We start from the raw sequence: 18,927 nt of genomic DNA, 5'->3' as shown, positions 1-18,927 counted from the left end.
TCTCTTAAAAATTTATTTATCACTTATAATGTCTTCAAAGCTGACATTAAAGCATCTGCCTGATCTTTAGTTTTAATGATTTGACTTAATGACGATCTGCGACGTGCAGAGGTTCTACCCTTAACAGGTTTTCCAGCTGTCCGAGCTTTTTCAATTAAGCTCTTTATTCTATCTTCCACCTTTTTATCTTTCATGTTATTGAAGGTACTATTTTTCGTCAAAGTTTGCAAATTGCTAGTTTTTATCCTTTCTAAGATTGAAAATAAAGTAGTTATACATAAAATCTAAACTACGGGGACTTTCCCTTGTTATTTTCACAAGTCCAGGCATAATATCTTGAAAATCAAATGGATTCTCATACTGATATTTTCCAAACCGGGTTATTCTGACATAATACTTTAAGGCCCCCATGCTAAAATAACTGCTTAAGTAACCAAAGTTGTTTAATATAAATCGATAGTACAGAAATGCCCGGGAGTTGTCAGATCCATCAATCCCGAGATAGTGCTCAGGATGAATGGTCAAATACGCCTGAGCATGTAAAAGAATTGTAGAGAACACCTTCGAATAGTCTTTGTGCTTTAATTGCGCCTTATCATCAATCTCTCCATTAACATCTGGAGGACCAAAAGCCAGATTATAAACGTTCGGCATTAGTTCATGCGCTTCCGGACTTATTTCGACAATTAACTTCTCCTTACTTCCATCTATAAGCTCTGTTTCGAAACTAGCTGATGTCATCTCATTCGATGCAATATTAATGTCGTAGACGTTGTTGAAGTTTATCTTAACTGAAATAGCCATTTATGATTATTTTATCGGAAATAGTTAAAGCCAGTGAGCAATGCGTGTAACTTCAGATTCTTTTTAAATCTGTGGCAATTCACATAACAAATGACGATATAGCAAAAAAGCAAAAGTCAAATAATAATTGTGCAAATAGGTTAATGGAGAAAAAAAATATTTAGTTGAATAAGCGATTCCAGCTAATAGACCCGGTTCATACTTCTTTCCTTTCTATCCCATCAAACTGAACCTGGAAGAATTTCGCATACACCTCCATTTGTTCCGGTACAGACTCACTATTATCCAACCAATCCAGTTGGATCTCTAACGGCTCTCTCCCATCATTAAAGGATAATATCAGGTAAACGAACAAGCTGCTTTCCCCCACCTCCTTCCTTATAGCATAACTGCGCAGGGAATTCCAGGCATAAATAGCTTTCTTGTACATGATACCTTCGTGATTCAGTTCCATCACCAGGGATTTCCGAATTGCAGTCCAGCTACAGCCACAGAATGCCATCAGGCCAATAATCAAAAATATCCAGCCCAAAAAAGAACTGACACTTCCAGTCGCGAGCCAGTAATAACCCTGGCATGCAGCAAGAAAGCCGAAAACTGCTGCTACTGAATAAGCCAGGCGGTGCTGCCTGTATTGTACTGTTGGTAATTCCATATGAGTTAACTTTCGGCAAATTACATAATTTTCACAAACAGGAATTTGATTTCAGGAAGAGGAAGTAGAGATACTCATTTTTTGTCGTTACTTTGGGGCAGGTTAATGTTATATGAAATTACGTGATGAATTATTGAAAGAACACAGCAAAGCGAATTGTATGCGGATCGTAAGCTGGATCGGCAATTCTGAAAAACGGTTTGCCGAATTGGTTCATTTATTTCTGAATGATGAATACCGTGTAGTACAAATGGCCGCATGGCCGCTAAGCTATGTCTTAGAAGCCAATCCCGGGCTCGCCGGAAAACACCTGCCGCTTTTATTGAACAATCTCGATAAACCGGGACTGATACCTGCTGTCAGAAGAAATACGATCCGTGCTTTACAGAATTTACCTATTCCGGAAGCGTATCATGGAATAGTAATGAACCATTGCTTCAACTATATCAGCGATCCCACGGAAAAGCCGGCAGTGAAGGCGTTCTCTCTTACGGTACTGGAAAATCTTTCGAAAATTTACCCGGACATTAAGGGAGAGCTCAAACTTATTATTGAAAGCAATATGGAAAACGAGAGTCCGGCATTTGTATCAAGAGCAAAAAAAATACTTAAAAGGATGCACTGAATAATATGTAATAAAAGTAACGACTAGATATTACCGCGTTTAACCTTACGCAACCTGTATGTCATCTCATTTCGTATACCTTCATTCGCACTTTTCGAATATTCTTCCATAAGACTGATAGCTTCCTTAGTATTGATTGAGGATAAGATCCAGCTAAACCATTTTGCAATAACTTCATGGTCTGAACAGGTATACTCCAGATAATCAAAGTTGCTATCTAAAGCCCTCTTTACGAATGGAATAGTTGATGGGCTTTTTATACGCTGAAGAGTCCTGGCAACCATCTGATGCTGGTTATGTTCCGTATTTACAAGCAATTCATTTAATAAGTAAATAGTAGATTCGGTAATAACAACTTCACCTTCGTCTATATCCTGTAGTAATTTGATTTGTTCTATAGTCATAAAATATTTATCCGGATAGGGTTTGTCAATATTGCAGTAAAAGGTCAATATAGGCATAATCAATGGTATGCCTTCGGATACTGCTTATAACCGCTCAACCTTTTCTATCATTTGCTGTCATTATAATTTCGCTAGTAAACGGCAAGGTCCGGATTTTCCAATCCGAACGAAGCCAGCTTATCGATAATCGGCATTGTCTTTACTCCCAAATCTGTCAATTGGTATTCAACCCGCGGTGGTATTTCGGAATACGATTTCTTGGAAACCAATCCGTTCCTTACCAAAAAATTCAACTCCTGTATCAATACCTTTTCACTGATTCCCGGAATACACCTCTTTAGTTCACCGTACCTGATTACCCTCTTATTAATCTGGAACAATATCAGCAAAGTCCACTTACCACCTAATAATGCCAATGATTTCCTTACCGGGCAGTTCTCATCTGATTGCTTAATTATTTCTTGATTTTTTTCCATTTGATAATCAATATTTCTAACCTGCAGGTAGGTAGGCTACCATCAGGTAAGTACTTGTGCAAAAGTAGGTAATGTCATTATTTTGGCACAATAAAAACCCAAAAAAGGCTTATTATGGCAAAAGAAGAATACAACAAGCAAATAGCTACTACGGCGTACCAAAGAATCTTTGGTGACCTGGATACCACAGCGGTAGACGATTATATAAGTAAGGATTTTATACAACACAATCCTACAATAGCTGATGGTCCCGACGGAATAAAAGCCCTGGTACAAATGCTCGCTTCACAAGGAATACCGAAACAAAAAATCACCTTTAAGCATATTGTTGCAGAAAATGATATCGTCTTCCTTCATTCACGTTATGAAATGGCTGGAAAAGAATGGAGGTTTATTGATATTTATCGCGTGAAAGACGATAAGCTAACTGAGCATTGGGACGCTATGATGCCGATGCCTGAAGAACGGGCAAATAATAACCCTATGTTCTGATAACATCCTCCCATTAAGAGATTTCAGGTTCGCTTATTAATAATTATAAATAGAAGGAGAAATGACAGTAAAAGAAGTAGTACAGGCATATGCGGAAGCCTTAGGAAAAGGAGATGTTCCTACCGCATTTTCATTTTTCAGTCCAGGTGTTCAGTGGTATCAACCGGGAGCCAATCAGTTTTCGGGAATAAAGCATGGAGCCGATGAAATCGGTAAAATGCTTGGTGGCATGATGGCAGCTACCAAAGGCACGTTCGTTCTGACACCTGGTGGAAATTTAATGGTTAATGGCAATATCGTGATCATGCCTGTTCGCTTTAGCGGCACTATTGAAGATCGAAATATTAATATGACGGGTGTTGATCTATTTGAAGTGAGTGAAGGGAAAATTACCGGAGTTCGGTTATTTTCCGACGACCAGGAAGCTGAAGATGCTTTTTGGGGGAAATAATCCCGAAATAACGTGCATCATTAGATAGAGCACACAGGAAGAGAATCCAGGTCTGCCGGGATCTCTTCCTGTCCGGTTAGTTCTCCGGAAAGCGATCCAGAAATTTTACCAGGGAATCTCCACTGCTTCAGGATTAGTTTCTTCACTGAAAAATTTACCGGTAGGACCATTCCGGTCAATCAATACATACTTTATAATTCGACGTGCAGCAGTATCCACCGTACCTCCGTTGTTAAAGGTGAAATCAGTACTGGTATACCCAGGGCAAACTGCATTTACTTTGAAGGGTGTGTCACGCAGTTCGTAAGCCAGATGAACAGTATACATATTCAGCGCTGCTTTTGATGCTCCATAAACTGCATATTTCGCATAATCGTACGCTGGCCAATCCGGATCACTTTGCAATGAGAGAGAACCTACACTGGTACTTACATTGACAATCCTCGGTTCATATGATTTATGTAATAAATCAATAAATGCCTTCGTCACTCTTGCTACGCCTATTACATTGGTATCTAACGCAGCCATAAATTGTTCTGAAGTTGCTTCCAACGCAGTGTAAGGTGGTTCACCTCCGTTAATGCCTGCATTATTAATGAGCACATCTAATACCTTCGTTTTCTTCCCGATTTCCTCGCGGGCCATCTTTACAGATCTCTCATCTGTCACATCCAATTGTACAGCTTCTGCATGGGATAGTCCTTCGGACTTTAATTTTTCAACCGCATTCACACCATTTTTTAAATCACGACTTCCTATATAGACATAAAACCCTTTTTGTAATAAGTGCTTTGCAGTTTCAAAACCTATTCCCTTATTGGCTCCGGTAATTAATACTTTCTTCATTTTTATTCCTTTAATTAACGAAGCAAAATTGCATCATATAAAAAGGAAACCATTTACCATTTGGTAAAAAGCAGTTTTAGCGGATGTTTTTCCTTATCCTGCTTAATGATTGCTGGGTAACACCCAGGTAAGAAGCAATGTATGCCAGCGGAGTACGATTAATAAGCGATGGATGGTTTTCCATGAACTCCATATAACGGGTAGTAGCGTCCTGTGAAATGACCGGACCTTTTCTTGACTTTTGGTACATGCATATTTGCACCATCTTGTTTTTGATATTATCCCAGCCTGCAATGATCTGAGAAAGCTCCTCCCAATTTTGCTTTGAAAATACGATCAGTTTGCAATCTGTACATGCCTGCAAATATTCTGAAGAGGAAGTATTAGCTTCAAAATTGACATAATCAGCCACAAGGCTGTTTTCACTTATAAAACAACGCGTAACTTCTTCTCCTTTGTTATCGTAATAATAACCGCGCATAACGCCTTCCACAATAAAACCGACCTGTTTGGGAATTCGCCCCGCTTCTGAAAAATGCTCGCCTTTTTTAAGATTCAATTCAATTGCTCTGCTTATAACAAGGCCGGTTTGCTGTTTATCCAGATTTCCAAATTGCAATATATAATCGATCAATTCTTTCATACCGGCAAGTTAGTAAAGATAGTTGTATGGGAGTACAGTTATGTAGTTGCATTGACCCCCTTTTTACAAACAGGCTACCCCGGATATAACCGCATCTCACCTTTGTGATCTTCAGATTGGACGGAGATGAAGCTTTAGGTGTTTGATCAATTGCTTTTTCATAACCTTTTCCGAAAGTGGATAAAGGGACAAGGGCAGCAGCCATAGCAGCTTGCGCTATAAAGGACCTCCTGGAATTATAGTTTATCATTCATAAGTAATTTATCCGGATGAGTATACTTTTGCTGCAGATTTGCTATCGCCTCGAATTCATCAGAGAGTTTAGCACTTAACCTCTCAAATATGCGGAAGTAATCAGCATATATTCCGTGATGCTGCTTATTGGGTTTAAAAACATCAGGAGGGTCTATCGGCTTTGTGGCGGCATCGTCCAGGGATGTATAGATCCCCATCTCTGTAGCGCTTAATATATATGCTCCAAAGCTTATACTGTGAAATTCCGGCCGTACCTGCACTGGCTTATTGAATATGTCAGCAATCAGCTGGCTGCAGAAAGGAATAGTGCCGAAACTTCCATTCACCGAAAGGTTTTCGATAGAACGCTGTTCTTCCAGCGTCTTGCCAATACTATAGATCTCGTATAAAATACCCTCTATTGTAGCACGTATGAAGTGCTTTCGCTCATGTTTAATGTTAAGCCCGAAATATGCACCTCGTGCATTCGCGTTCCAGATAGGTGCGCGTTCGCCCAGCAGATAAGGCAGGAACACCAGCCCATCTGATCCCGCCGGGACGTTAGCCGCTTCTTCCAGCAGCTGCTGCATACTATCCTCCATATCGAACTGACTGGCAAATTCTCCGAACTGCCTGGTAAACCACTCAAAAATATTTCCACCATTATTGGTTGGCCCTCCGGATATATAGTAATCATTCGTCAGCAGATAATTAAAAAAACGCATTTGTTCATCTTTCAATACGCTGGTTCCCATCACGCGCACAGCACCACTGTCTTCAATCGTGATACAGGCTTTAGCTTCTCCTTTTATGATGCCATCTCCTAGTGTAGCCAGACACCCATCACTGGAACCGATCAGGATTTTTGTATCTGCCTGCAACCCTAATGATTGCTGATACGCTTTTTTCAATTTGCCGGCCTTCGATAATACAGGCGCCACTACCGCTAACTGGTCTGCCGTAATACCTGCATATTGCAACGCGTCTCCTTCCCAGCTTACAGTATGAATATTCAGCAACCCCGTGGCGGAAGCAATGCTGTAATCTATCATATATTCCCCCGTGAGCTGATGAATAATATAACTTTTGATAGACAGAAATTTGCTGGCGCTACGGAATCGTTCCTTATCATGATCCCTGATCCATGCAATTTTGACGAGCGGCGACATAGGATGTATAGGTGTCCCTGTTTCCCTGTACAGCTTTTTTCCCAGCGGTGAATTACGCAACTCCTGCGCCTCTTTTTTAGCCCGGTTATCAGCCCAGGTAATGGCATTGCCAAGCGGATTTCCTTTCGCATCGACAGGGAGTACGCTGTGCATAGAGCCGCAGAAACATATACTGGCCACCTTGTATTTCCCCGGGTGTATATATTCATTCAATATGTTCTTCAATACATATAAGGTTGTAATAAAGATCTGCTCAGGGTCTTGTTCGCTATAGTCAGGTTGTGTATGAAATGTAGGATAATGCCCCTTCATTGATCCTATTACCCGGCCACTAAGGTCATATATAAACACGCGTATCCCGTAGGTGCCTAACTCAACTGTTATAATGCAATCCATATCTATGACTATTTATATATTACGCAAATGATTTTTCCTGAATTCACTTGGACGATAACCGGTTAACTTTTTAAAGGTGGTTGAAAAATGCTGTGACGAATAAAATCCTGTATCCAGGGCAATATTCGTTACACTTATATCAGCCCGCTTCAATAATTTGATAGCTTCCGAAATACGGATATTGATCAGGTAATTAATAGGCGAAAAACCGGAAAAACTTTTCACCTTTTCTGTAAATAAAGTAGTACCCATACCTACCAGCCCGGCCATTTCCTCAACAGTCCACTGATGCGAGAGATCCTGTCGCAACGCCATTTCCAGGTTTGTAAACGCCTGGGGAAAGTCGCGGGTTGAATGCGTTTGCCGCGTAATTTTACGGGTAACCTGTATCAGTAATTCGTCTATATGCTGATTGATGCGTGTCTGATAAGCTACTTCCATCTCTACCAGCTCTGTATAAATACATTTGATAATACTGCACACTTCATTGAACCGGCTCAATGCAGGCAGATTGTTCACAAATAATATTTTCCCAATGGCAGTGGCTTCACTATCAGATAACCTGCTCCATTTTCCAGGTAGGACATGTCCGTTATCCAGCTTCTGCACGGCCAGTTGTATCCAGATAAAAGAGCCGATCGTCAGTACGCTGTTATCAGAGCTCAGTTGAATTCCAGGCATTATCAACGCTACATCACCAGGATAAAAAACATGAGGCTGATGATTAATATACCATTCAAACCGGCCTTCTATTATATGATAAATGCGTAATCCTTCCGCTACAGTGGCTGGAAAACTATTGGCCTGAATAGAGCCATTCTTTTTCATGCCCAACTCCAGGATATGCGGGAACAACAACAGCTCTGCAGACTTACCGTATTGTAACACAAATTGATTCATATAGGTGATGTGTAGGCATGCATAAAGTAAAGAAATTTGTTCAACCTGCACGTACAAAATTCAACGTCGTTCTATTTTGGAAGTTTTTACCTGTAATACAATATAATTTGTATGCCAAAGATTCCTCACCACCAATTTACGTTATGAAAAATTACTTCCATGGCAGGGCGCCCCGCCTGGCGGGATCCTTGTTGTTTGTCATCTTACAGCTGATCGCCTCCTGTATCTACGCACAAACCGTCACAGGAACGGTTTCTGATGAAAAGGGCGTGAAATTGCCCGGGGTTTCTATAGCAGTAAAGGGCAGTTCCCAGGGAACCACGTCCGATAGCTCCGGCAAATATCGCATTCCCGCTTCCGCCAACGCCACTCTTGTCTTCACTTCGGTAGGCTTTAAAACAACAGAAGTGAAGGTAACCGGCCAGCCAATATTAAATGTATCGATGGTGATTGACAACCAGAATCTGGGGGAGGTGATTGTAACCGCCCTTGGTATTAAAAAACAGTCGCGTAGCCTGGGATATGCCGCTACCAGTATCAAACCCGAAGAAATAAGTGTAAATCGCAGTAGCAATATCATGAACACCCTGCAGGGCAAAGTTGCCGGACTGAATATCTCTTCACTCGGTACCGGTCCGGGCGGCACGTCCAAGATCCGTATCCGCGGCCAGTCGTCTATTTCAGGACAAAACAACCCACTGATCGTCATTAATGGGGTGCCGGTCGACAATACTAATTTCAACGACAACATCATAGGCGTAAAAGGCGGGGGGGTGTTCTCAGATGGCGGTGACGGATTATCCAGTATCAATCCTGATGATATTGAAAACATGACAATATTAAAAGGGGCTCCCGCATCCGCTCTTTACGGCTCCCGCGCAAAGGACGGTGTCATCATGATCACCACAAAAATCAAAGGGAAAACCAGAGGGATTGGTGTTACATATAACCTGAATTATACCAACGATACACCGCTTGACTTTACGGATTATCAGCGTGAATACGGACAGGGTGAAAACGGCGTTCGCCCTTCAGCGCCCAACCCGACTTCAGGGCAATGGTCCTTTGGTGAAAAATTTACTCCGGGCTTGACGCAAATCCTTTTTAATAACTTAACGCTACCCTATGAACCACAAGGTAGTCGCATAAAAGAATTTTATCGTCATGGCCAGAACGTTGCCAACACAATTGCTTTTGAAAGCAGCAGTGAAAAAGGTGGCTTCCGGTTATCGCTTAATAATACCCAGAACCAGGGAATCATGCCCAACAATACATTTAATCGTAAATCGATGAACCTGGGGTTTAGCTATAATTTGTCAGAACAGTTTCTGATATCAGGTAACGTCAACTATTCACGGGAAATCAATAAAAACCCACCTAATATTGCCAATCAGGACAATTCCATCCCCACTACCCTGATGGCAATGTCCACCTCCATGCCTTTGCATGTGCTTGATGAAAATAAATACAACGCTGCGGGCGATGAATACAATTGGTCCAGGTTTACCAACCGCACCAATCCCTATTGGGTAATAGCAGAACAGTTCCATAATATCAAACGGGACCGCATTTACGGCAACGTGACCCTGAGATACCATTTGCGGCCATGGCTCAGCGTGCAGGGACGGTTTGGCCAGGACTATTGGTCCCGGGATGAAGATGTCAACAACTTCCCTACCGGTCAGGCCTCCAGGGCTGCCGCACCTCCGGGATTTGTAAATGGTTTATATACGCAGGAATCACGCCGCTTCAGGGAGACAAACCTCGACTACCTGATAAACGCGAATAAAAAATTCGGTGAAGTGGAAATAAACCTTAACGCCGGCGGTAACCGTATGCGTAAACGGACGGACGTCAACAATGTCGTAGTAACAGACTTTATCACCCGAGGATTATATACGGTACAAAACGGACGTTCCAAAGATCCTGTATATACACTGATAGAACAGGGCGTAAACTCATTGTACAGTTCCGCTGAAATAAATTTCCGGCAAACCTTCTACCTCACCGGCACAATACGAAATGACTGGTTCTCTACCCTGGCGCCTGAAAACAGAAGCATTTTGTATCCGTCCATATCCGGCAGTTATATCTTTTCAGAACATCTCCCCCATATCAGTTGGCTGAATTTCGGTAAACTGCGGCTAGGTTATGCCGAAGTAGGAAGTGATGGTGATGTGGCGCCTTATTCTAACCAGCTGTTCTATACACCTAATGCCAATTTCATTAGTAACCCAAATGGACAGGCAGTGCCCGTTGGCACCAGTGCCATTAGTAATAATGTTACCGGTACTACCTTACCTAATGCACAACTAAGACCCAGCAGAATATCTGAAGTTGAAGCCGGACTGGAAATGCGTTTATTCGACAACCGCGTTAATATCGACCTGGCGGCTTATCGCAAAATTACCCGCGACCAGATAGTACTGGTACAGATCTCAGATGCCTCCGGCTACCTGAATACACCAATCAACAGTGGTAAAAGCAGGAACCAGGGATTTGAAGCCATGTTGAACCTGGTGCCGGTAAGAGGTGTTCACTGGAACTGGGAATTCACAGCAAATACTTCCTATAATATCACAAAAGTACTCAGCATCATCACTGATAGACCAGGCGAACGTATTACCACCGGTACGCACGTATTTAATGGTGAAACCAGGCATGTAGTGGGTCAGGAAATAGGACAGATTGCCGGCTACGGCTATGCATATAATGACAAAGGACAACAAATATTTCAATCAAACGGTTTGCCGCAACGTACGTCCGACTTCCTTTTGTTTGGCAGTGCATTGCCCAAATGGGTAGGTGGTTTTTTAAATACCGTTAACTACAAAGGATTCAGGCTTAGCGTATTTGTAGATTATAAACTTGGTAACAAAATGCTGTCAGGCACCAACTTCAACGCTATACGGCACGGACTGCATAAGAAAACGCTGGAAGGACGTGAAGGCGGCGTAAAGGGCGAGGGTGTAGATGCCAGTGGTAATCCAAATAATGCCGTAGCAGCAGCGCAAACCTACTGGGAACATCTCCGCTCACAACAGATCATTGCCTCTGTTGTATATAACGGAGGTTACTGGAAGTTGCGCCAGGTATCGCTCGGGTATGATCTTACCAGGCACATTCCGGCAAGATGGCCTATAAAAGGGCTGAAGATCGATCTTGTAGGCAACAATTTATTGATTTTAAAGAAGTGGGTCGACAATATTGATCCGGAAACATTTGGTTTTGGTTCCGACAACCAGCTCGGGCTTGAATCGCCCGGACTTCCCACTACGCGCAGTCTTGGATTGAACCTGAATATCAAACTTTAACAGATTCCATCATGAAAAAGATCTTATTATCCATCATTATATCGTTTTCGCTTGTTGCCTGTGATAAGGGATTAAGTGATCTGAACGTCAACGAAACCAATTCAACCTCACTGGATCCGGTCCTGTTGCTCAACCAGGCCATTATAAACACTTCATTTCCGGTTAAGTCACTGGTATTCGATGTGGGAATAGTGCAACAGATGATATCGCCTAATGGCGGTGTACTTGCCGGCGCTAATTTTAACCAGGACAGTCGCGATGTAACTACACAACCCCTGTGGACTGCCTACTATCAAAGCGTGATCAAAAACACCTATGATGCCCGTACACGGGCTAAGGATCTGCCCAACCGCAGCAACATTTACAACATGGTCCGCATTTACCAGTCATACGTTTTTATGATATTAACAGACGAATACGGAGATATTCCCTACCTGGAGGGTGGCGCCGGGTTGACTACCGGTGCACTGTTTCCCAAATACGACCGTCAGCAGGACATTTATCCATCGATTATACAGGAACTCACAGAAGCGGCGGCAGCACTCAATACCACCGCTGTTATTGAAACAGGAGACCTGTTATATGCCGGCAATGTAGCCAAATGGAAAAAATTTGCCTATTCCCTGTTGCTGCGGGCTGGTATGCGATTGAGTAAAGTAGATGAGGCTAAAGCACAGAGCACCGTGCAGGCAGCCGTAGCAGGCGGTGTGATTACTGTTAATGCAGACAACGCGTATATAAGGCACGACGCCAACTATACCCAACCTATTGGCGCTACCTTGAATGGCGGTGAGGCTGCGAATTTTTACCTGGCCAAACCATTTGCAGACCAGCTGAAAAATTCCAACGACCCACGATTATCAGCAATTGCCATCAGGTACATAGGCGCCACCAGCGGGGCAGGACAAACCGTAGCCGCCGGCACTACTGATCCCACCAAACAAATCGGTATGCCTATCGGCCGGGACAATGGCACCATTGCAGCTGCCGCCACTGCCGATGGCCTGGCCAGTTTTTATGAGTATAGCCAGGTTGACCGGCGCAGAATGCTCAAAACATTTTCCCCTGTTTTCCTTGTAACGGTGGCCCAAACCAACCTGCTGCTGGCTGAAGCCCGTTTCAGGGGTTGGATCACTACCGGGACCGCAGCTCAATACTATACTGATGGTATTGCCGCCCATATGGATCAAATGGCAGTATACGATCCTAATAGTGCCATTATTGCCGATGCCCGTGACGCATACATAGCTGCCCATCCCCTTTCGGCCGGCAATGAGCTGAAAGAGATCAATACCCAATACTGGATCGCGTCCTTTCTGAATGGTCCGGAAGCCTTCGCCAATTTCAGAAGAAGTGGTTTCCCTGAACTATCTCCTAACCCATATGGCCAACCTGGCAATCCGGATGTACCCGAGGGTACCTTTATCCGGCGACTCACCTATCCTACCTCGGAGCTAAGTGTAAATAGTGAAAATGTAAACGAGGCAATATCCAGGCAGGGAGCTGATAAGTTAAGTACAAGAATCTGGTGGGACGAGCAATAAATGATACCGGCAATGAGCACACAGAAAAAGTTAAGGAGTTCCGACTGGTTCGGCAAACAGGATAAAATGAGTTTTGTACACCGGTCCTGGTTCCGCAACCAGGGTTATCCCGATGATTATTTCATGAACAGGCCTGTCATCGGGATCTGTAATACCTGGAGCGAGCTTACTCCCTGCAATGGTCACCTTCGTGACATAGCCGAAGTCGTAAAGCGCGGCGTATTGGAAGCCGGAGGCGTTCCATTTGAATTCCCGGTCACTTCGCTAGGTGAAACGGTCATGCGGCCAACTACGATGTTGTTCCGTAACCTGACCAGCATGGATGTTGAAGAAACGATCCGTGCCAATCCTATTGACGGAGTAGTGCTACTCACCGGTTGCGACAAAACCACACCAAGCACTATTATGGGCGCCTGCAGTGTAGACCTGCCTACGATTGTAATACCAGGCGGTGCTATGCTTAATGGACATTTTCGTGGTGAATGCATCGGAAGCGGCACATTTAACTGGATGATAAAGGAGAAACAAGGCGTGGAAAACTACACCATGCAAGACATCCTGGAAGTAGAAACGGGTGTCGCGCGTAGTCAGGGCCACTGTATGACGATGGGTACTGCCAGTACGATGGCGTGTATGTCGGAAGCCCTGGGGCTGACATTACCCGGCGCCGCCGCTATTCCAGCCGTGGATGCACGTAAAAAACTGCTCGCCCAGTTAAGTGGGCGTCGTATTGTAGAAATGGTAAAGGAAGACCTTAAGCTCTCCCGTATACTCACCCGGAATGCGTTTGAAAATGCCATTGTGATCAATTCTGCAATTGGCGGCTCATCAAATTTTATCATCCATCTGCTGGCTATTGCTGGTCGCATCGGTGTTCCGCTTTCATTGGAGGATTTCGATGTCACCGGTAGCAGGGTTCCCCTGCTGGTCAACCTTAAGCCCTCGGGAAAATTCCTGATGGAAGACTTCTATTATTCAGGGGGGCTGCCGGTGGTGATCCGCGAGATGCAACCCTATCTGAACTCAGATGTCATAACTGTTAATGGGAAAAGCCTTTGCGACAACTGTACGATCTCCCCCTGTTACAACACGGATGTCATTGCTACGTTACAGGCCCCTTTGCAATCAGAAGCCGGGATGGTTGTGCTGAAAGGAAATTTATGCGAGCAGGGAGCTGTTATTAAGCCTGTCGCTGCATCTGCTCATTTACTCAAACATCGCGGCCGGGCTGTCGTCTTTGAATGTATAGAAGACTATATCGCCCGTATCGACGATCCGGACCTGGATATTGATGAAAACTGTGTGATAGTTTTAAAAGGTGCCGGTCCTGTGGGTTATCCCGGGATGCCGGAAGTAGGTAATGTTGATCTGCCGATGAAACTCCTGCAAAAAGGCGTTAAAGATATGGTACGCATTTCTGATGGCCGCATGAGTGGTACGGCAGGTGGTACAGTAGTATTGCATGTATCGCCGGAATCAGCCATAGGAGGTGTACTGGCTCTCGTACATGACGGAGATATGATTGAGCTGGATGTAGCTGCCAGGAAGTTGCATCTTGATATTACCGATGAAGAGCTGGCCGCACGCAAAGCAAGCTGGCAGCCGCCTGCCCCTATGGCAACCCGTGGGTATGTTAAATTCTATATTGATCATGTGCAACAGGCACATCTCGGTGCAGACCTGGATATATTACGGAATGGTTCAGGAGCGGAGGTGATCAGGGATCTTCATTGAGATGTAGGTCGCTGGCATCAATAGTAACACTATTGAGCATGATTGTGCTACCGCTACTGGCTTGCTCACCTGGGTTACTCGGAAAGAAATCAACCAGCGTGTCGTATATTTATATGGCGGCTAAACTTATATTTGAATATGAAGATACCCATAATACATGGCTATATTGATCGTCGGATCCTCGTGAACTTTACGGCTGACCCAAATACTGTTCAAAAGATTATTCCTGAACCATTCAAGGCCAAGATATATAAAGGTAAAGCGATTGTAGGCATTTGCCTCATCAGATTGAAGCATATTAAACCTAAAGGACTTCCTGACTTTATCGGCATTTCTTCTGAAAACGGAGCACACCGGATTGCCGTTGAGTGGGAGGAAGGAGGTGCAATCAGGGAAGGTGTTTACATTCCGAGGCGTGACACATCATTGAAACTAAATACTCTTGTAGGCGGACGGTTATTTCCGGGAATACATTATTTAGCTAAATTCAATGTCATGGAAGCTAATAATAGTTACCATATTGATTTTACCAGCTCCGACAATACTAGTATATCCATTGACGCAGTAGCAACAGATCACTTTGCCTCGAATTCTATATTTGAGACATTGGAGAATGCATCAAGCTTTTTTGAAAAAGGCGCTGTAGGCTATTCGCCGAACAACGAGAAATACGAAGGATTAAAGCTGCAGACTTACACTTGGAAAGTGCGACCACTTGAGGTACAGACCGTACATTCCAGCTTTTTTGAGAATGAGAGTATTTTTCCTAAGGGATCGGTTCAGTTTGATAACGCGCTTTTAATGACTGGAATAGAACATGAATGGAGTAGTGTGAAACGAGGATAATCATGCTTTAAGCGTGTTCCATCAACTACCTAAACCATATCCCCATAAAAAGCCTCCCGTGTTTTCCGTTCCTCCAGTTCAATGGTTACAGTAAGATATTCCAACAGTTTCAGAAGCGGATATAGTATAGCAAATTCAGAAAATACAGTTTTTAGTTTTATTGAAAGTCCTCGTACGGGAGAATATATCTGCTCCAATTTCTATCTTTATAAGCATTCGATTGCTTTTCGCACATTAAAAATATTGAACCTCAACAACATGCATCATAAATTTTACTTTTGAGTTCATAAAAATCCTTATCTTAGAATTAGGTAATACGCCCCAATCCCTTCACTTTTCAGACGTCGCTCTTGTCTTTATTTATTATTTAAAAATTTAGAAACAATTTTTATGAGAACGATTTACCTTTTCGTATCGATTGCTTTTTTAGTATCCTGCACACCCAGCTCCAACAAACCAACAACGGAAGCTGTAAAGACATCCGATTCCGATTCAACCAAACATGAAAGCATGACTTACCCATATATGGCAAGTTATTCTTCGGATTTTGAGATCGGTGATGCAAAAAACGCACAAACATTGCTCGAATTGTACCAAAACTGGGACAACAACACAATTGAGAATTCAAAGAATTCTTTCGCAGACACTGACACCATGTTTTTCGCTGATGGTAATATGTTTGCCGGCAGCAGGGACTCACTTATTGCTACTGCTAAAAAGATGAGAGGACAGATGGGCAAGGTCGTTGATTCTATTCATGCCTGGGTACCTCTCAGAAGTAAGGATAGAGATGAAGAGTGGGTAGTAATATGGACCAGGGAGTATTCAACAGATGCAAATGGAAAAACAAAAGCTAAAGAACTGCAGGAAACATGGCGGTTTGATAAAAATGGGAAAATTAATCTGATGTATCAATATGAGCAGCTCTCTCCCAAGATGCCGCCATCACCGACGAAAAAATGAATAATCTCAATATTAACAAACCCTTGCTATAATAACGGGAAAAAGAAGATAATGTGTTCAACATCCCTGAAAAAACGGGTATTACCAAACTTCCGGAATAAAATTTAATATCTGCGCTAGCGCAACGTTTTCTCTAAAACTCCAAGGGACAAATTTTATAAAAGTTTGTCCCTTTGGGTAAAGATAGTAGACATCGTAACGCAGTCATGTACTATATGGTAACAAATGAGGTAAACCGGACACAAGTGTGTAAAGCTCCTGAGATATTCAGGGGCTTTACACGCTACAGCTCTCAAAGCAGGTTTTCCTGCGCCGCCTGATAGACGGTTCTCACTGAGGCCTGAAAACCTAAACTACGGGCCAGGGATGCATCGGCATGCAGATACCAGGGATTCATCAGCGGCTCTGCTGAGGAAACCATTGGTTCGCCAACAAGCTGCAATAGCTCGTATAATGTGGTTGGGGCCTCATCTGCGATATTGACTATCCGTCCGTCCATGGCCCCTTGCAAAGCCATCATGATGGCCGTGTATATATCGCGATGGTGAATGGTGCTCACCCGCATAGCCGGATGAAAGTTAGAAGCGGTAACGTGTTTGGGCAGATCTTCCAGGTGGCCGTCACCATCCCCGTAAACAAATGGGAAGCGAAGAACCGACCAATTTAACCCGCTTTCACGCAACTCCTTTTCCGCAGCAACTTTACTGGCCGGATAGGCATGCTGCGGGTTAAGCGCATCGTCCTCCCGGCCGGGGTGCGGATTGTTCTTGTCATAAACATGACTGGTACTTGCAAAAATGAAACGGGCATCAGGGGCATTGCTCTTTACGGTATCAATGAGGTTGCGTGTACCCTCCAGGTTACTTTTCCAGATCAGGTCCGTGTCCGGCGACCGGAACACGGCTGCCAGGTGAATGATCACTTTCACATCTTTTACTGCCGCTTGCAGTGTCGCCGGGTCGAACAAATCGCCTTCAATAGCTGTTACTCCGGCCGCAACTTCTTTGCCACGTACCAGTGCCGAACAATTATATCCTGCTTCGACAAGGCGGGGCAAAAGCCTTGAACCCACTAAGCCGGTCGCACCTGTTACCAATATTTTACCAAATTGTCTGTCCATAATTAAATTATTTTAGACAAAGGTGGGGCTAATGCAATAGTATGGTTTGGACAAAAACCGCTTTTACAAGGACAGATCCTGATAAAAGCCGGCTATCGTTTTACCGGTTACTTTCTTAAACAAGCGCGAAAAATACCCCGGATCATTGAAGCCAAGCTCAAATGCCAGTTCCTTTACAGAGGTATTTTGATTATGATATATTCTACGCCTTGCCTCTATAATCAAACGGTCGGTGATGAATTCCTTAGGTGAAACACCCGAATGCTGTTTTACGATCCTATATAAACAATCTGTGCTTACGGCCAGCTTTTCCGCGATCTCCGTTATGGCAGGTTGATCTGTAAGGTTATCTTCTACAAATAACTTGAACCCTAAAAACGTATCAAGGCTCCCTGCTGTGTGTTTTTTATGCAAGACAAAATAAGCGGTGTTTATTTCTGTAAGCACGCTGTTTACGTAAGCCAGGATCAGTTCCGGCTCAGTATTAGCAGTACGTAGCAGTTCATTTAAGATCTTAAAAGTGTTCCACAGCCTAAGTGCAGCATCCGGCGGGAAACTGATTTTTTGCCGGTTCAGCGGGTTGAGCAAAAAGGGGAACTTTCTGGGCAATCGCGAAAGGCACTCGTCATCAAACCCCAATTTATAGCAGTATGCGTTATGGCGAGTTGTACTAAGTTTCCTGAGCTGGTGGGGTAAGGCAAAAAAAAGTTCATTTTTGCCAACTTCAATAGTTTCCCCATCGATAACCTCCCGACTGTTCCCGTCCAGAACGAAAAGAAAGAAATAATAAGGCAGCCGCTGGGCAGATCCGTATTGAGCTGCCAACTCCGGCGCTATATGTCCAAACTCCGGAGAAACAATACGTATAGGAATCCCTTTGTTCTGGCTCAGATTTTCAGGAAAAGTGGTACCGCGCATAACTCTAATGATCATTATTAAGCGAAGTTAATCAATTAGTCTTTGCTTATGTTGCGGTTCATATAGGCTTCTAAATTAATTTTTTGAAGGGTATCGAAATTAAAGAATATATCCGCAAGCTCAGGTTGCAATCTCAACAAGATAATCAAAAGTTCCTCATACTTTACATCTTCAAAGGCGGCATCCGGTTCCATAACACCTCTATAATAAGGTTTTATCGATAGGATAAAGCTGTAAATCCATTCACTTTTAGCAACCTCGATAATAGCTCGTTCTGACAAAAAACTGCGGCGCGGTTCTGGTGCTTTTACTGAAACTGGCGGAGGACCTCCTCATCAAAACAAAACATGACAGGCTCAAATCTTCCGTCGTACTGTTGAGCATGAATTTAAC

At 43.4% G+C, this 18,927-nt stretch carries 20 protein-coding genes; 8 read left to right on the top strand and 12 right to left on the bottom strand.

Going from position 1 to position 18,927, the window contains the following annotated elements:
* Positions 1-23: 23 nt before the first annotated feature.
* The 3 genes from GO493_RS08895 to GO493_RS08885 all read right to left on the bottom strand — a co-directional run bounded on the left by GO493_RS08895 (position 24) and on the right by GO493_RS08885 (position 1,459).
* Positions 24-194, bottom strand: coding sequence for a hypothetical protein (locus tag GO493_RS08895; protein ID WP_157305794.1), 171 nt, complete (start codon positions 192-194; stop codon positions 24-26).
* A 40-nt stretch (positions 195-234) separates the two neighbouring features.
* Complete coding sequence (locus GO493_RS08890) at positions 235-804, bottom strand: DUF6934 family protein (RefSeq protein WP_157305793.1); 570 nt, start codon at positions 802-804, stop codon at positions 235-237.
* Between the two features lie 196 nt (positions 805-1,000).
* Positions 1,001-1,459 carry a hypothetical protein gene (locus tag GO493_RS08885; protein WP_157305792.1) on the bottom strand — a complete coding sequence of 153 codons (459 nt, stop codon included), beginning with the start codon at positions 1,457-1,459 and terminating at the stop codon, positions 1,001-1,003.
* 112 nt (positions 1,460-1,571) lie between these two features.
* Between GO493_RS08885 and GO493_RS08880 the strand changes: the two genes are divergently transcribed.
* Positions 1,572-2,084 (top strand): hypothetical protein, encoded by a 513-nt coding sequence (locus GO493_RS08880; RefSeq protein ID WP_232538795.1) that lies wholly within the window; start codon positions 1,572-1,574, stop codon positions 2,082-2,084.
* Between the two features lie 23 nt (positions 2,085-2,107).
* Here the strand turns inward: GO493_RS08880 and GO493_RS08875 are convergent, their stop codons facing one another.
* Both GO493_RS08875 and GO493_RS08870 read right to left on the bottom strand, forming a co-directional pair.
* Positions 2,108-2,545 carry a HEAT repeat domain-containing protein gene (locus tag GO493_RS08875; protein ID WP_157305790.1) on the bottom strand — a complete coding sequence of 146 codons (438 nt, stop codon included), beginning with the start codon at positions 2,543-2,545 and terminating at the stop codon, positions 2,108-2,110.
* 74 nt (positions 2,546-2,619) lie between these two features.
* A complete protein-coding gene (locus tag GO493_RS08870) occupies positions 2,620-2,964 on the bottom strand; it encodes a winged helix-turn-helix transcriptional regulator (protein ID WP_157305789.1) in 345 nt (114 codons plus the stop codon).
* Between the two features lie 114 nt (positions 2,965-3,078).
* Here GO493_RS08870 and GO493_RS08865 point away from each other — a divergent pair, with 114 nt between their 5' ends.
* Positions 3,079-3,456, top strand: a complete 378-nt coding sequence (locus tag GO493_RS08865; protein WP_157305788.1) for a nuclear transport factor 2 family protein — start codon at positions 3,079-3,081, stop codon at positions 3,454-3,456.
* Between the two features lie 61 nt (positions 3,457-3,517).
* Positions 3,518-3,907: a nuclear transport factor 2 family protein gene (locus tag GO493_RS08860; protein WP_157305787.1), complete on the top strand. Its 390-nt coding sequence runs from the start codon at positions 3,518-3,520 to the stop codon at positions 3,905-3,907.
* 105 nt (positions 3,908-4,012) lie between these two features.
* On the opposite strand, the gene GO493_RS08855 is transcribed toward GO493_RS08860, so the two are convergent.
* The 4 genes from GO493_RS08855 to GO493_RS08835 all read right to left on the bottom strand — a co-directional run bounded on the left by GO493_RS08855 (position 4,013) and on the right by GO493_RS08835 (position 8,095).
* Positions 4,013-4,753, bottom strand: coding sequence for an SDR family oxidoreductase (locus GO493_RS08855; RefSeq protein WP_157305786.1), 741 nt, complete (start codon positions 4,751-4,753; stop codon positions 4,013-4,015).
* Positions 4,754-4,829: 76 nt separating this feature from the next.
* Positions 4,830-5,396, bottom strand: a complete 567-nt coding sequence (locus tag GO493_RS08850; protein ID WP_157305785.1) for a Crp/Fnr family transcriptional regulator — start codon at positions 5,394-5,396, stop codon at positions 4,830-4,832.
* A 236-nt stretch (positions 5,397-5,632) separates the two neighbouring features.
* Positions 5,633-7,195, bottom strand: coding sequence for a gluconokinase (locus GO493_RS08840; protein WP_157305783.1), 1,563 nt, complete (start codon positions 7,193-7,195; stop codon positions 5,633-5,635).
* Between the two features lie 12 nt (positions 7,196-7,207).
* A complete protein-coding gene (locus GO493_RS08835) occupies positions 7,208-8,095 on the bottom strand; it encodes a helix-turn-helix transcriptional regulator (RefSeq protein WP_157305782.1) in 888 nt (295 codons plus the stop codon).
* A 143-nt stretch (positions 8,096-8,238) separates the two neighbouring features.
* Between GO493_RS08835 and GO493_RS08830 the strand changes: the two genes are divergently transcribed.
* From GO493_RS08830 to GO493_RS08810, 5 genes are all read left to right on the top strand, one after another.
* Positions 8,239-11,409, top strand: coding sequence for a SusC/RagA family TonB-linked outer membrane protein (locus GO493_RS08830; RefSeq protein WP_157305781.1), 3,171 nt, complete (start codon positions 8,239-8,241; stop codon positions 11,407-11,409).
* A gap of 11 nt (positions 11,410-11,420) precedes the next feature.
* Entirely contained in the window at positions 11,421-12,953 is a 1,533-nt protein-coding gene (locus GO493_RS08825; RefSeq protein WP_157305780.1) for a SusD/RagB family nutrient-binding outer membrane lipoprotein, read from the top strand.
* 12 nt (positions 12,954-12,965) lie between these two features.
* On the top strand, positions 12,966-14,687 hold the full coding sequence (locus GO493_RS08820; protein ID WP_157305779.1) for an IlvD/Edd family dehydratase: 1,722 nt from the start codon (positions 12,966-12,968) through the stop codon (positions 14,685-14,687).
* A 138-nt stretch (positions 14,688-14,825) separates the two neighbouring features.
* Positions 14,826-15,533 carry a DUF2071 domain-containing protein gene (locus GO493_RS08815; protein WP_157305778.1) on the top strand — a complete coding sequence of 236 codons (708 nt, stop codon included), beginning with the start codon at positions 14,826-14,828 and terminating at the stop codon, positions 15,531-15,533.
* 390 nt (positions 15,534-15,923) lie between these two features.
* Positions 15,924-16,496, top strand: a complete 573-nt coding sequence (locus GO493_RS08810) for a hypothetical protein (RefSeq protein WP_157305777.1) — start codon at positions 15,924-15,926, stop codon at positions 16,494-16,496.
* 292 nt (positions 16,497-16,788) lie between these two features.
* On the opposite strand, the gene GO493_RS08805 is transcribed toward GO493_RS08810, so the two are convergent.
* The 3 genes from GO493_RS08805 to GO493_RS31420 all read right to left on the bottom strand — a co-directional run bounded on the left by GO493_RS08805 (position 16,789) and on the right by GO493_RS31420 (position 18,815).
* On the bottom strand, positions 16,789-17,616 hold the full coding sequence (locus GO493_RS08805) for an NAD-dependent epimerase/dehydratase family protein (RefSeq protein WP_157305776.1): 828 nt from the start codon (positions 17,614-17,616) through the stop codon (positions 16,789-16,791).
* Positions 17,617-17,679: 63 nt separating this feature from the next.
* On the bottom strand, positions 17,680-18,534 hold the full coding sequence (locus tag GO493_RS08800) for an AraC family transcriptional regulator (protein WP_157306122.1): 855 nt from the start codon (positions 18,532-18,534) through the stop codon (positions 17,680-17,682).
* 35 nt (positions 18,535-18,569) lie between these two features.
* Positions 18,570-18,815 carry a hypothetical protein gene (locus GO493_RS31420; protein ID WP_157305775.1) on the bottom strand — a complete coding sequence of 82 codons (246 nt, stop codon included), beginning with the start codon at positions 18,813-18,815 and terminating at the stop codon, positions 18,570-18,572.
* Positions 18,816-18,927 lie beyond the last annotated feature (112 nt).

The organism is Chitinophaga tropicalis, from assembly GCF_009758205.1.
Lineage (GTDB): Bacteria > Bacteroidota > Bacteroidia > Chitinophagales > Chitinophagaceae > Chitinophaga > Chitinophaga tropicalis.
The sequence above is the reverse complement of the archived record's forward strand: the minus strand, read 5'-3'. Positions and strand labels throughout refer to the sequence as shown.